The organism is Enterobacter sp. WCHEn045836, assembly GCF_003965585.1.
Taxonomy (GTDB): Bacteria; Pseudomonadota; Gammaproteobacteria; order Enterobacterales; family Enterobacteriaceae; genus Enterobacter; species Enterobacter dissolvens.
On sequence record NZ_RXPT01000009.1, the window covers coordinates 19,420 to 34,018 of the forward strand.

Below are 14,599 nucleotides of genomic sequence, written 5' to 3' on the forward strand. Positions count from 1 at the left end.
TCATTGTTAACGGTCGCGGGTGCAATAGAATGTGCTGAGCAGCCAGTCGGGGAAGCGTGATGAAAATATTGATTGTTGAAGACGAAATTAAAACCGGTGAGTACCTCAGCAAAGGGCTTACGGAAGCGGGCTTTGTGGTGGATCGCGCTGACAACGGCCTGACCGGCTACCATCTCGCCATGACCGCCGATTATGACCTGTTGATTCTGGATATCATGCTTCCCGATGTGAACGGCTGGGATATCATCCGCATGCTCCGCTCTGCCGGAAAGGGAATGCCGGTCCTGTTGCTGTCGGCTCTCGGCACCATTGAACACCGGGTGAAAGGTCTGGAACTGGGGGCGGATGATTACCTGGTTAAGCCCTTTGCCTTTGCTGAGCTGCTCGCCCGGGTCAGAACGCTGTTACGACGCGGCAATACGGTGATCGCCGAGAGCCAGTTTACGGTGGCAGATCTGAGCATCGACCTCGTATCACGAAAGGTAAACCGCGCCGGAAACCGCATTCTGCTCACCAGCAAAGAGTTCAGCCTGCTGGAGTTTTTTGTTCGCCATCAGGGCGAAGTGCTGCCCCGCTCGCTGATTGCTGCGCAGGTCTGGGACATGAATTTCGACAGCGACACCAACGCGATTGACGTTGCGGTGAAGCGGTTACGCGCCAAAATCGACAACGATTATGAACCGAAGCTGATCCAGACGGTGCGCGGCGTGGGCTATATGCTGGAGGTTCCGGATGCACAGTAAGCCCGCCAGACGCCCTTTCTCCCTGGCTCTGCGCCTGACGTTCTTTATCAGCCTCTCCACCATTCTGGCTTTTTTCGCGTTTACCTGGTTTATGCTCCACTCCGTTGAAAAGCACTTTGCCGAGCAGGATATCAGCGATCTGCAACAAATCAGCCGCGCCATGCACCGCATACTGCAGTCGCCCGCGGATCCGGATGAAAAGAAAATCAGCAAAATCAAAGAGTCGCTGGCCAGCTACCGCAACGTTGCCGTCCTGCTGCTCGATCCCCGTGGCAATGTGCTCTTCAGCTCTCAGGGCGAGGCCATCCGGCCAGCGGTGAATACCGCGGATTTCAGCGCCCATCGCCGCGCGCAGGATGTCTTTCTCTGGACGGTGGAGGATGCTGGCAAGGCGATGCACGCCGGGTCCGAGATGAAGATGGAAACGTACCGGATTATCGCCTCTTCCGGCACGGCGACATTGCAGGGAAAAGAACAACACTATGTCATGCTGATCGGCCTCTCCATTAATTTTCATCTTCACTACCTCGAGGCGCTGAAAAAGAACCTGATTGCCATCGCGGTGGCGATCAGCCTGCTGATTATTCTGCTAATTCGCATCGCGGTTCGTCAGGGACACCTGCCCCTGCGTAACGTCAGCAATGCGATAAAAAATATCACCTCAGAGAATCTGGATGCGAGGCTTGAGCCGTCGCGGGTGCCGGTTGAGCTGGAACAGCTGGTGATCTCGTTTAACCACATGATTGAAAAAATTGAGGATGTCTTTACCCGTCAGGCAAATTTCTCTGCCGATATCGCCCATGAGATCAGAACCCCGATCACCAATCTGGTAACGCAAACGGAAATTGCGTTAAGCCAGAACCGCTCGCCGAAAGAGCTGGAGGATGTGCTGTACTCCAGCCTTGAAGAGTACAACCGGATGACCCGCATGGTCAGCGATATGCTGTTCCTGGCCCAGGCGGATAATAATCAGCTGGTCCCTGATCGGGTAACCTTTGATTTGAGCGCGGAGGTGATGAAAGTCTTTGATTTCTTCGAAGCCTGGGCGGAAGAACGCCATATCACGCTGCGTTTTAACGGCACACCCTGCCTGATAGACGGCGATCCGCAGATGTTCCGAAGAGCCATCAATAACCTGCTCTCCAATGCCCTGCGCTATACGCCGGAAGGAGAAACGGTGACCGTGTCGGTAAGCGAAAAGGAAAATGCGTGCGAGCTGATCGTTGCCAACCCCGGCAAGCCTATTCCTGAAGCGCATTTGCCCCGGCTGTTCGACCGCTTTTACCGGGTGGATCCGTCCAGACAGCGAAAAGGCGAAGGCAGCGGGATCGGCCTGGCGATTGTGAAATCCATCATCACCGCGCATCACGGCAACGTGCGTGTGGAATCCGATGCCGTGTCGAACCGTTTTATATTATCGGTGCCGCGACTGATGGCACACCGCTAGCACCTTCTCTCTGAGCCACCGGTGGCCCGGATCCTGTTCCATTCGCGGGTGCCACATCTGTGAAACGGTAATGGTGCGGGGGGGAAATGGCAGTTCAAAGATGTGCACATTCTCGCTCATCGGTTGATTGAGCAGATACAACGCCGGGACCATCGCAATCAGATCGGACGCCAGCGCCACGGATAACGCAGTCGGAAAACCGGGCACCACGCTGGCGATTTTGCGTTTCATCCCCCGCGCGGCCAGGGCATCATCAACAAAACCGTGTGATGATCCGTTCGGGGCGGTCACCACATGACCCCAGGCGACATAATCCTCAAGGCTGACTGTTGGCAGCACTGCCAGCGGATGCCCTTTGCGTACCGCGCCCACGAAATGGTCTTCAAACAGCCGCTGCAGACGAATTTCGGGCCCCATGTTGCTCTGCACACCAATTTCCAGGTCAACCAGTCCTTCCCGCAGATAACGCGACGTTTTCTCCGGTTTCGGGGCAAAGCGAATACAGACATCCGGCGCCGCTTCCGCAACGGCCGCAATCAGCAACGGGCCAAACGCCACCACAAAGCCATCATTGGCTCTGACGGTAAACACCCGTTCAAGATTTTCTGCCCGGAACGTGTCCGTTGAAGGCTGCAGCACCGCCCTTGCCTCATGCAGCGCATGCCGGGCGCGATCCCGGGTGGCTTCGGCCCACGGTGTCAGTACCATCTGACGCCCGGCCCGCACCAGAATCGGATCGCCGGTGACCTCACGAAGCCTGCTCAGCGTGCGGCTCATGGCTGAGGTGCTGAGATTAAGACGCCGCGCCGCCCCCGCCACGCTGGCTTCAGCCAGCAGGATGTCAAGCGCGACAAGTAAATTGAAATCAGGATCGGTCACGGTGACTCCTCATATAAGGCGTTTCATGCAACAAATAAGTGCAAAGGCTGCGTCTTCCGCCCTGTATAACCGATTACTATAGTGTCGTCATCAACATTTTCCCTGGAGAAAACACGATGACGCTCTTTTCAAACCAACCCGGCGACGAAGGGTTACCGGGACATGAACGCGCCCGGGTGATGGCTGCGGTGATGACCACCACGCTGATGGGCGTATTCGACGGCACCATGATCAACATTGCCCTGCCATCAATGGCCAACGCGATGCAGGTGCCCGCGAACGTCGCTGTCTGGTTCGCCAACGGCTATCTGCTGTCTGCGGCCATGACGTTAGCCATCTTCGCCGCACTCGCCGCGCGCGTGGGTTACCGCCCGGTGTTTCTGGCGGGACTGGCTACGTTTACCCTGACCTCGCTCGGCTGCGCGCTGGCAACAACGCCGGAAATGCTGATCGGGATGCGAATTCTGCAGGGTATCGGCGGCGCGGCCACGTTGAGTATTGCCCCGGCGATCCTGCGCTCGGTATTCCCGGGACGGCTGCTTGGCCGCATTCTGGGGCTGCACGCCCTGCTTATCGCTTCCAGTACTGCCATTGCGCCGGTGCTGGGCGGAACAATCCTCGACGTATTGAGCTGGCAATGGTTGTTCGCAATCAACATTATCCCGGGCTCGATTGCCCTGCTGTTGGCATGGAAAGCGCTGCCGCGGACGACGGGCACTGATACATCTCCGTTCGATGTGCCCGGTGCCCTGTTGTCCGTCATCCTGCTGGGGTCGATGATCATGGCGGCAAACAGCGTAGAGAATAGAGCGCACGCCATCAGCACGGTTTGCTGGGCACTTGTCGCCACGATCAGCCTCATCGTCTTTGTCTGGCATATCCGTCGCACCCGGAGCCCCATCCTGCCGCCGGTGATATTCAGCAACGGACGGTTTACCCTCGCCGCCCTCACCTCGCTGGCTTCATTTGTGAGTCAGGGCATTACCTTTGTCGCGCTGCCGTTTCTCTTTCAGAGCGTGTACGGCTATAGCCCGGCGATCGCCGCGTTACTGTTCACCCCCTGGCCGATAGGTATTGTACTCATTGCGCCGCACGCGGGCCGTTGGGCAGATACGATCTCCGCGCCGCTGATTTCGACCCTCGGGCTGATGATTTTTGTCGTTGGGTTGATTTTGCTGGCGACGCTGCCGACCAGCCCTTCTGCCTGGGATATTTGCCTCAGGAGCCTGGTGTGCGGCATCGGCTTTGGCTGTTTCCAGAGTCCCAATAACCGGGAAATGCTCTCTAACGTTGCCCGGGAGTATGCCAGCTATGCGTCCGGGGTGTTGTCCATCGTCAGAACGTTTGGCCAGTGTCTCGGTGCCGCCGTGGTGGGTGTTTTGCTGGCCGCGACCGCAGGGTCAGACCATCAGACGCTGGATGACGGTGCCGTTCATCTTGCGCTGTGGATCGCGGTGATCGCGTCAACTACATCGGTGTTATTTAGCGTTAGCAGACTGCGTAACGCGCGAAGGGCTACGGCATAAACGCCAGGGCAGCGTCCTGCGACGCTGCCCCCATATTTACTCCAGCGCCAGCAGCGCAAAACTCGCCAGCCAGTGCCCACCGCTGTAGTGACTGCCGACAACATGCTCGACGCTCGCCGTCAGGTGTTTCGCCACCGCATCACGCAGCGCCTGCTGCGCCGGATGATCCTCCGGCAGCGAACTGGCAATATGCTTCATGCACCAGGCGCGGCTGAGGTTTAACCCATCCAGATGCGCAATTTTCGGGTCGGTACGGTCACTCACTTCTGCCGGGTTCATCAGCGCCGCAACGGCCCCGATATTGGGCAGAAACGCGTCGAACCAGGCCGGGAAATTCTCCGCCACTTTGCTCATCAGCAGGGCTTCTGTCAGCGCGCCGGACACATACTCATCGCCACCCGGTTCATAGTGAGCCGGATACTGGGTATCCGCGAGATAAAACCGCGTCGCCGCCTTCAGAATGGCACTCTCCAGCGCGCTATCTTCCACCGCCCGGGCGTAATCGACCCCCAGCGCCAGCGCAAACGCGGTGTTGTAATGCGTGCCAACCCGGATCGGGTACGTCAGCTTGCTGAGGTAATCCACCAGGCGGTTGCGAATGTCCTGCGTTAACGGCTCAAGCGTCTGATACCAGCCTGCCGCCTGCGGCAGCGATGACTGTTTTAGCTCCTGAGCCAGCGCCAGCAGCCAGCCGTAGCCATACGGACGCTCGAACGAGGCGCGGAACGGCGCGTTGAAATAGGCCAGCTCCTGCGCCACCTTTTCTGGCGTGAGATGGTCGGCAAACAGGGTGATAATGTCTTCCCGGCACGACAGTTGCGGGTAAAGACGCAGGCAGCGCAGCAGCAGCCAGTAGCCGTGCACCGCCGAGTGCCAGTCGAAACAGCCGTAGAAAATCGGGTGCAGTTCGCGAGGCGGCAGCACGTCGCCATCATCATTGAGCAGGTGCATGATGTGGTTCGGGTATTCCTGACGCAAATAGGTCAAAGGCATGCGGGCAAATGCGTCAGCCTGATGTTGCGTTAATTCCATGACAGCTCCTTAGCGAAACACGAGGAAATACATGAGGAACACGTTCACCACCAGCAGGGTTAACGCGGTCGGGATCTGGATCTTTATGACCTGATATTTGTCTTTCAGCTCCAGTAACGCGGCGGGAACGATGTTGAAGTTCGCGGCCATCGGCGTCATCAACGTGCCGCAATAGCCTGCGTACATACCAATCGCCAGCAGCGGGGCCGGGTTACCGTGATGCACGTGGATCAGGAACGGTAAGGCGATACCGGCACTCAGCACCGGGAAGGCCGCAAAGGCGTTGCCCATGATCATGGTGAACAGCGCCATACCCACGCAATAGATCACCACCAGCATAAAGCGGTTATCCGGGTTCACAAACAGGCTGACCACCTGTTGCACGGAGTTGCCGGTATTGGCTACCACGAAGACCCCGCCCAGCATGGCCAGCATCTGCGGCAGGATCACCGCCCAGCCAATGGTATCCACCAGGCGGCGAGACTGACGGACGGCATGCAGCGGCGTGCCCTTTGTCAGCCACCAGCCGGTAAGGATCGCCGCCACACAGGCCACGCACAGCGCCGCCAGCGTGAGCTGTTTTTGATCGAGCAGGTAAACCCCGCCAATCGACACCCCTTTCAGGAACAGCGTGCCGATAACCGTCACCACCGGGATCATCAGGGCCGGTAAAAACAGCCAGTTTTTCAGCCGGTTTGAGGAGGCAATACGCTCGGGCTCGCTGGCCATTTTGTAGTGCCCTTTTCCAACCAGGCCAAAGCCTGCCAGCAGCGCTATCACAATCACGGCGCCGCCAATGATCCGGTACGCCAGCGAGCGACCCAGCTCCTGCACCATCAGGTCACCGAACAGGAAGATCCCACCGAACAGAAACCAGAACAGTGCTGTGGTAAAGCGTTTGGGATTGGCGCGATCGCGCAGGGTCATGATCACCAGCAGCATCACGACAAAGCCAATCAGGTAGTACACGCGGTTGATAGTGAGCAGCGTCATCATGGCGCGATCTCCTGCGTTCCCTGCCCGGCTTTCCAGGCCATCACGTCGCGACGGATGCTGGCATCCAGGCGCAGCAGACGCGTCATATGAATTATCAATGCCGCAATCGCCGTCGGGATCGCCCACAGGCCGATATGCAGCGGTTCAATTCCCTGAATACCGTTCTCCTTCAGGAAGGCGTCGATCAACAGCACCGCCCCGAAGGCGATAAAAATATCCTCGCCAAAGAACACCGCGATATTGTCGCACGAGGCGGCATGGGCTTTGATTTTGTCGCGGATATGTTGGGGCAGTTCGCCGTACTCATTCAGCGCCGCCCCTTCGGCCATCGGCGCCAGCAGTGGACGCACCGTCTGGGCATGACCGCCAAGCGACATCAGCCCCAGCGCGGCCGTCCCCTCACGCGCGACAAAATAGATCATCAGAATACGCGCCGAGGTGGCGCTGGCGATCTTCGCCACCCACGCCTGCGCGCGCTCTTTAAGACCGTAATATTCCAGCAAACCGATAACCGGCAGGATCAGAATGAAAGTGGCCAGAGAGCGGCTGTTGACGAACTTCTCGCCGAAGGTTTCCAGCAGCATGCCGAAATCCATCCCAACCAGCAGACCCGTCGCCAGCCCCGCTACCACAACCACCAGTAGCGGATTGAAGCGCAGGGCAAAACCAATAACCACCACCGGGATCCCGATAAGCGGCAACAGTGCAGAACCGTCCATAAACGTTACCCTATCCAAAGTGAGCGTTGCGCGCCGACGGCTATTTTTTTAATTTGCGGCGAGCGATGTTGTGTTTTACGGCAGGCTTCGAAAACCTGCGTTAAAAAGCTATATCTGAACCGCAAAAACATGTAAACAATTTATCAATAAAATGTTCTTATTTTATCGATGAGTTTACATTTCCGGGCAACAGCCACACTCCCGTAAGGAACGTTATGACCCTGAAGAAAAGTGCTGCATCAATGAATCACGACGACATTAACGACGGCCGGATCGTCTCCTCCCGCCATCTGGTTTCCGAGCGCTGCGCGGAGCTGTCGGAGCTGGAGTACGCGCTGATCATGACCAGCAACGCGTTCAATAAATGGATGGTGCGCTGCATGACGGCCGCCGGTGAGCCGGATATGGGCGCCTTTGACGTCTCGCTTTTGCATCATGTGAATCACCGCAATCGCAAGAAGAAGCTGGCCGATATCTGTTTTGTGCTCAACGTGGAAGATACCCACGTGGTGACCTACGCGTTGAAAAAGCTGGTCAAGGCGGGCTACGTCACGAGTGAAAAGGCAGGAAAAGAGCTCTTCTTCTCCACCACGGAGGCGGGTAAAGCGCTGTGCATGAAATACCGGGATGTGCGCGAAGCGTGTCTGATCAACATTCATGCCGAAAGCGGGATTTCGGGTGCTTCTATCGGTGACACCGCCCAGCTGCTGCGCACTATTTCATCCCTGTATGACACCGCCGCACGGGCGGCGGCATCACTTTGACATCACGGGCGTCTGAAGAGGGTAATACTGCGTCCCGCCAGTTCGTAATCCACGGTCCGGGTGATGACCTCGCCCGTGGCAACGTCCCCTGCCGTGGAGAGTTCCAGCACCCAGCCACCTTCCCCAAACTGCGGGATCTGGAACGACACGGCGCCTTCGAACGGATTGAACAGCATCAGTACGTCGTGCCAAATCCCCTCCTCCTGAATAAGATCGGGCCGGCTGATGGAGACGCCGAGCGTCGAGCCCTCCTCCCAGTGTTCTGACTGCTGCGGTCCTCCTCCGGCGTTGAACCAGCGGATCTCAAGGCCGTCGCGCCAGCTCTCCCGGCGCAGCAGCGGCTGTTTCGCGCGAAGTGCAATCAGGTGCCGGGTAAACTCGCGCAGCGCGACGTCGTTTTCTGATAACCCTTTCCAGTTGATCCACGAGATCTCGCTGTCCTGGCAATAGCCGTTGTTGTTCCCTTTTTGCGTTCGGCCAAACTCATCCCCGGCCAGCAGCATCGGTGTACCGTGGGAGAACAACAGCGTGGTGAGGAAGTTCCGTTTCTGCCGTTCACGGACGGCAATAATGTCGGGGTTCTCGGTCGGGCCTTCCTCGCCGTAGTTATACGCGCGGTTATCGTTGTGCCCGTCGTTGTTCTCTTCACCGTTATCGGCATTGTGTTTCTCGTTGTACGACACCAGATCGTTCAGCGTGAAGCCGTCATGCGCGGTAATAAAGTTGACGCTGGCCCACGGGCGACGCCCGCGTAAATCATAGAGATCGCCCGAGCCCAGCAGGCGGGCGGCAAAATCAGTGGGGACGTTATCGCCCCGCCAGTATTCGCGAACGGTATCGCGATATTTGTCGTTCCACTCGCCCCAGCCGGGCGGGAAGCCGCCCACCTGATAGCCGCCGGGGCCGATATCCCAGGGCTCACCGATGAGCTTGAGTTTTGATAAAACCGGATCCTGGGTCATGGCATCAAAGAAGCCACCGCGCGGATCGAACCCTTCTGGCTCGCGCCCCAGTATCGTTCCCAGATCGAAGCGAAAACCGTCGATATGCATCGATTCCGCCCAGTAGCGCAGCGAATCCATCACCATCTGCAGCACTCGCGGGTGTGAGGTGTTCACCGTATTCCCCGTGCCGGTGTCATTGATGTAATAGCGATGCTGATCCGGCAAGGTGCGGTAATAGCTGTAGTTATCGATACCCTTGAACGAGAGCGTCGGGCCAAGCTCATTGCCCTCTGCCGTGTGGTTATAGACCACGTCCAGAATCACCTCGATACCCGCGTCATGGTAAGCGCGCACCATATCGCGAAAACCCTGGATCCCCGCCGGGCCGTAATAGCGTGACGCGGGGGCAAAAAAGCCCAGCGTGTTATAGCCCCAGAAATTCTTGAGGCCGCGGTCCAGCAGGTGCTGATCGTCCGGGAACCAGTGAACCGGCAGCAGCTCGACGGCGGTGATACCCAGACTTTTAATGTAATCGACCGAGGCTTTATGCCCCATGCCTTCAAAGGTGCCGCGCAGCTCGGGCGGTATCGCCGGGTTGAGCTGGGTAAAGCCTTTCACATGGCTCTCATAAACCACGGTATGCGGCCAGGGGATCGCTGGCCGCTGATGGTCCTGCCAGTCAAACGCATTGGGATCGATGACCCTGCATTTTGGGGTGAACGGCGCGCTGTCCCGCGTATCAAAGCTCAGATCCAGCGCGTCATGACCCAACTCGTAGCCAAAAAGGGCGTCATTCCAGTCGATATCGCCCACCAGTTCACGGGCATAGGGATCGATCAGCAGCTTATGCGGGTTAAAGCGATGCCCGTTTTCCGGGTCATACGGCCCGTAGACGCGATAGCCATACAGCGCGCCGGGCTTCAGGTCCGGCACATAGCCGTGCCAGATCTCGTGGGTATATTCCGGCAGCTCCAGTCGCGCGATTTCCGTTTTGCCGGAGGGGTCGAACAGACAGAGCTCCACCCGCTCGGCGTGGGCAGAAAACAGGGCGAAGTTAACCCCTTTCCCGTCGTAATTTGCGCCGAGCTGCTGGCCGTGACCAGCCCGAATTTCAAACCTGTTATCCTTTGCCATTTTCGTTCTCCACGATTATTCGCAGGTAAGCAGAACTAACAAACTTCCTGTTTCAGACGTTAAATCCAGCGTCTCCCGCAGCTCCCGGCGTTCACCGGTAAACAGATCCCGGTAGCGTTTCCCGGAAAGTTCTTCGGGGATGGCAACCGAGGTGTTGGCCCACAGCGTTTCGTTTGTGGGGGTAGCAAAAACCAGACGGGGTACGGCAACAATCAGCGCCTCCCCGTCCTTCACGCGCGCGTAGACAATCAGGTTTTCCTCGCGCTCGCCGCTGACCTTCAGCGGCAGCCAGTCACCATAGCGGAACAGCGATAAATAGTGCTGCCGGACGCGTAACAGCGTGGCGGTGACATACTGCTTCACCCTGCCGTTACGCCACTGCCGTTCGTCAGCAAAGAGCGTCGCATCAGCGCTGCCCAGGTTTTGCCTCAGCGTGGCAAAGTCTGGCTCCAGCCGGTTATCCGGGTCGACCAGGCTAAAGTTAAGCGCCTCGCTTCCCTGATAGATATCCGGTACGCCCGGCGCCGTCAGTTTGATCACCGTCTGGCTCAGACTGTTCATCAGCCCGGCGCGGATAAAGGGTTGCAGGGAGGACGCGAAATCATGCAGGAACAGCGTGTTCTCAGGAGATAGCAAGTGCCGGACGTAATTCAGCACCACGCTCTCATAGCTCTCATTGCTGTCGATCCAGTCGGTACGCTGTTTGGCCTCGCGCAGCGCTTTCTCAATAAACCCGAGGAAACGCGCTTCGAGAGACTTCAGCCCTTCACCATCGTCAGGCGACAACGTTGCAGGCCAGACGCCCGCCAGCGCCTGGTAGATCATCCAGGTATCGGCCGCGTTTGGTGCGGTACCGTCATTGAGAAAACGCACCTGGGTCTGGTTCATCTGCCGCCAGCGCGCCAGATTTTCGCCCCACTGTTCCGGGGCCTCCGTCAGGGTGTAGAGACGCGCCCGCGCGTCTTCCCCGCGCTTGGTGTCGTGCGTGGAGGTTCCCAGCAGCGCATCGGGCTGACGGGCCAGACGAATACGCATCTCCTGGTGAAAGCGGGATAACGAAAACGCGCGCGGGGTGGGATCGGCCCCCACTTCGTTCAGGGCGAGCTCAAGGTTGTGGCGGAAAAAGAGCGTATCTTCCACCGATTTCGCCATCAACGGCCCGGTAAGCTGCTGGAAGCGGGTTCTGAACAGCGAGGCCGCATCGCGGCTGCTGGCGTCCAGGTCGCCGGTGAGGATCCTCACCAACAGGCTTAACGCCGGTTCCGGTGCGTCCACGCTGGCGACAACGCGGTTCAACAGCGCGACATCCGGGGCAGTTAACCCGTCGGCGGTGCCGTAGGTGCGGTAGACCGGAAAGGCAATCAGCAGTTCGCGCAGCGTATATCGGATATCGTCCTGCGGCACGTCAATGCCATTGTGCCGGGCAAGGTCGGTGGCAATGTTGAGCAGCGTGGTGAATTCACCTTCAAAATTGCGATCGGTCATCAGCCCTTTAGCGTTGCGAAGTTCCGCATGGCGATCGACCGTCACGCCCAGCGTCTCGTCGTGGATTTTTTCCAGCCGCCCGAGGTTATTATCGTCGACCAGCACTTCGGCCAGCGAGGCGATAAACTCGTAGCCGGTGGTACCAGAGACCGGCCATTCCGCAGGCAGTTGTTCCCCTTTGGCGAGAATTTTTTCCACCGTGATATAACAGTCGGGACCGGTTGCCTGCCGTAACCGCTGCAGGTAACCCAGCGGGTCGGCCAGCCCGTCGATATGGTCAATGCGCAACCCGTCGACAATGCCGGTATGCACGAGCTCGAGGATCAGGCGATGCGTATCCTGAAACACCCCCTCGTCTTCCACTCTGACGCCCACCAGGCCGGTAATTTCAAAAAAGCGCCGCCATGAGAGCTGTTTCGGCGCTTCCCGCCAGGACATCAGACGCCAGCTCTGCGCCTCGTGGATCGCCTCAATGCTTTTATCCGCATCCCATGTTCCGGGGTTAAGCGGATAGGCTGTGTCATAGTAGACCAGCGCGGCCTCACCTGTGACACTGTCACGTTCTATGGTGAGTGTCCCCTTCTCCAGCTCGGCCTCAAAGGTATCGCCAAGGAACGGCAGCGTCAGCGGGCGCGACCAGTCGATATCAAAATAGTGCGCGTAGCGGCTTTGCTGACCAAACGCGATAACGTCCCGCCACCAGCGGTTTTCCAGCGAGGTCGACATGTGGTTAGGGACAATGTCCAGGATCAGCCCCATTCCCGCCTGCCTGAGTGCCGCCGTCATGCGGTCGAATCCTGCGCGTCCGCCAATGGCGGGGTCGATCTCATTAGGATCGGTGACGTCATAACCGTGGGTTGACCCGCTGGTGGCGGTAAATATCGGTGAGGCATAGAGATGGCTGATCCCGAGGTCTTTAAGATATGGCACCAGCTCCACCACGCGGTCAAAGGTCATGCCATTGCGGAACTGTATTCGGTACGTGGCACAAGGGATCATGATACGTCTCCATCAGCAAAACGAACGACAATGCTGTTCGGCGGTAATATGTCACTGACCTCCGGCCAGCTAAAGAGCGTTTCACCTGCCAGCGCAGGAACGTCAACGGGCTTATTACCGATATTGAGCGCCAGCGACAACGTGCCCGTCGGGAAAGACCAGCTCACCGCCACCATACCGGGAGCGGTCTTAACGATTTTCCCCTCAACGGTGCCGCCAGGGCGAAGTAATGGCACAAGATAGCGATGACGCAGGACCAGCAGGCTTCGCGTGAAGCGCAGCCAGGATTTACCCTGCGCAGTCGTCACGTTATGCCAGTCCAGTTTTGAGCGGGCAAAGGTCTGCTCGTCATTCGGATCCGGTACATCGCCATCGTGTCCGCTGTGGCCGGTAAACTCTTTTGCCCGCCCTTCCCGCACGGCTGTCGCCAGCTCGCCATGAAAATCCGTAAAGAACAGGAACGGGTTAGTTTCGCCGTACTCTTCGCCCATAAACAGCAGCGGGATATGGGGTGACAGCAGCAGCGCGGCGAGCAGTACGCGGGTTTTATCCGCGCCCGCCAGGGTAATAAGCCGTTCGCCCTGGGCGCGGTTACCGGTTTGATCGTGGTTTTGAATAAAATCGACAAAGAAGGTCGGCGGCTGGGTGTGGCATTCCACCCCGCGTGAGTGTCCGGTCTGCAAAGAGACCTCACCCTGATAGACAAACCCTTCTGCGAGCGCTCTGGCGAATTTTTTCTCGGGTTCGAAGGCAAAATCCTGATAGTAGGCATGCGTTTCGCCGGTGGCAAAGACGTGGGCGGCGTTGTGGAAGTCATCATTCCACTCGGCGGTAAACAGCGGCGTGGCTCCCTTTTCATCCCGTGGATGCAGGAAAATGACGTTACGGCTGTCTTCGGTGGTGAGATGAATATGACGATCCGGGAGCGCTTCGCGGATCGTTTCCGCGATCTGCTTAAGAATATGTTTCGACGCCGTATCTTTGATCTGGTCGATGGCATCAAACCGTAAACCATCCAGACGGTATTCAGTCAGCCAGAACAGGGGCGCATCCAGAATGTAGTGTCTGACCGGCTCCCGTTCATAGGCAATACCGTTACCCCACGGCGTCATTCTCTGCGCATCGAAAAACGCGGGTGACAGCAAGGGTAAGTAGTTTCCCTCCGGGCCGAAATGGTTGAGTACGATATCCAGCACGACAGAAAGGCCCAGGCCGTGCGCCGCGTCAATGAACGCGTGAAAATCCTCCGGCGTGCCGTAGGCAGAGTGCGGCGCATACAGCAATACGCCGTCATAGCCCCAGCCGCGACTGCCGCCGAACTGTGAAACCGGCATGACTTCAAGCTGGGTGATACCGAGTTCAGCCAGATACGGCAGCTTGTCGATAGCCGCCCGGAAGGTGCCCTGCGGGGTAAAGGTGCCGATGTGCAGTTCGTAAATGACCGTCTCTTCCCACGGTCGCCCTGCCCAGTTCGGGTTCACGGGCTGATAGCGTCCGGGGTTGATCACCACGGAGGGGCCGTTAACGTCCCCTTTTTGTGCCCGCGACGCGGGGTCAGGTACCGTCATGCCGTCCTGTAAAACGAACTGATACTCGGTGCCATGCGTCACGCCAGGTACGTCAATCTGAAACCAGCCGTGACCGACCGCCGTCATGGGCAGATCCTCGTCTGCCACACGTAGCGTAAGTTGTTGTTGTCCTTCAGCCCAGACGCGAAAACGTACAACGTCACCGGAAATAAACTCAGCACCCCACTGCTTTTGAAATGTCCTGAATTCCATTCATTGTCCTCGAATGACCCACATTTTACGCGGAACGAAGTACAAGCTTAGTTCAGGATCGAAAGCACGCTTCAACAGCGGCCAGAAGTGCAACCGTCATTTTTCTGTCACTAAAATTCATTACGCTGTCGTCATTTTGACAAGGGTGTT

At 57.9% G+C, this 14,599-nt stretch carries 11 protein-coding genes; 4 read left to right on the forward strand and 7 right to left on the reverse strand.

The features are described 5' to 3' along the window. The first annotated feature begins 59 nt into the window (after nt 1-59). The gene (locus tag EKN38_RS13225; protein WP_014831964.1) at nt 60-743 is read left to right on the forward strand and encodes a copper/silver response regulator transcription factor; all 684 of its coding nucleotides are present in this window, start codon (nt 60-62) and stop codon (nt 741-743) included. Further along, nucleotides 733-2,190 carry a Cu(+)/Ag(+) sensor histidine kinase gene (locus tag EKN38_RS13230; RefSeq protein ID WP_014831965.1) on the forward strand — a complete coding sequence of 486 codons (1,458 nt, stop codon included), beginning with the start codon at nt 733-735 and terminating at the stop codon, nt 2,188-2,190. Before EKN38_RS13225 ends, EKN38_RS13230 begins: the two co-directional genes overlap by 11 nt. Here the strand turns inward: EKN38_RS13230 and EKN38_RS13235 are convergent. Then, nucleotides 2,158-3,069, reverse strand: coding sequence for a LysR family transcriptional regulator (locus EKN38_RS13235; RefSeq protein WP_014831966.1), 912 nt, complete (start codon nt 3,067-3,069; stop codon nt 2,158-2,160). The genes EKN38_RS13230 and EKN38_RS13235 overlap by 33 nt on opposite strands. Nucleotides 3,070-3,185: 116 nt before the next feature. Between EKN38_RS13235 and EKN38_RS13240 the strand changes: the two genes are divergently transcribed. Continuing rightward, nucleotides 3,186-4,595: an MFS transporter gene (locus tag EKN38_RS13240; RefSeq protein ID WP_014831967.1), complete on the forward strand. Its 1,410-nt coding sequence runs from the start codon at nt 3,186-3,188 to the stop codon at nt 4,593-4,595. Nucleotides 4,596-4,631: 36 nt separating this feature from the next. Here EKN38_RS13240 and EKN38_RS13245 read toward each other — a convergent pair whose 3' ends face one another. Genes EKN38_RS13245 through EKN38_RS13255 form a run of 3 tightly spaced genes read right to left on the reverse strand, consistent with a single transcriptional unit; the run spans nt 4,632 to nt 7,342 of the window. Continuing rightward, entirely contained in the window at nt 4,632-5,627 is a 996-nt protein-coding gene (locus tag EKN38_RS13245; protein WP_014831968.1) for a DUF2891 domain-containing protein, read from the reverse strand. Between the two features lie 9 nt (nt 5,628-5,636). Next, nucleotides 5,637-6,623, reverse strand: coding sequence for a DUF979 domain-containing protein (locus EKN38_RS13250; protein ID WP_014831969.1), 987 nt, complete (start codon nt 6,621-6,623; stop codon nt 5,637-5,639). Beyond that, the gene (locus EKN38_RS13255; RefSeq protein WP_014831970.1) at nt 6,620-7,342 is read right to left on the reverse strand and encodes a DUF969 domain-containing protein; all 723 of its coding nucleotides are present in this window, start codon (nt 7,340-7,342) and stop codon (nt 6,620-6,622) included. Before EKN38_RS13255 ends, EKN38_RS13250 begins: the two co-directional genes overlap by 4 nt. 215 nt (nt 7,343-7,557) lie before the next feature. Here EKN38_RS13255 and EKN38_RS13260 point away from each other — a divergent pair, with 215 nt between their 5' ends. Further along, nucleotides 7,558-8,106: a winged helix DNA-binding protein gene (locus EKN38_RS13260; protein ID WP_014831971.1), complete on the forward strand. Its 549-nt coding sequence runs from the start codon at nt 7,558-7,560 to the stop codon at nt 8,104-8,106. A 2-nt stretch (nt 8,107-8,108) separates the two neighbouring features. Here the strand turns inward: EKN38_RS13260 and glgX are convergent, their stop codons facing one another. Genes glgX through treZ form a run of 3 tightly spaced genes read right to left on the reverse strand, consistent with a single transcriptional unit; the run spans nt 8,109 to nt 14,449 of the window. Continuing rightward, nucleotides 8,109-10,184, reverse strand: coding sequence for a glycogen debranching protein GlgX (glgX, locus tag EKN38_RS13265; protein WP_014831972.1), 2,076 nt, complete (start codon nt 10,182-10,184; stop codon nt 8,109-8,111). Between the two features lie 15 nt (nt 10,185-10,199). Next, nucleotides 10,200-12,668: a malto-oligosyltrehalose synthase gene (gene treY, locus EKN38_RS13270; RefSeq protein WP_014831973.1), complete on the reverse strand. Its 2,469-nt coding sequence runs from the start codon at nt 12,666-12,668 to the stop codon at nt 10,200-10,202. Beyond that, nucleotides 12,665-14,449, reverse strand: a complete 1,785-nt coding sequence (gene treZ, locus EKN38_RS13275) for a malto-oligosyltrehalose trehalohydrolase (protein ID WP_014831974.1) — start codon at nt 14,447-14,449, stop codon at nt 12,665-12,667. The genes treY and treZ overlap by 4 nt, the downstream gene beginning before the upstream one ends. Nucleotides 14,450-14,599 lie beyond the last annotated feature (150 nt).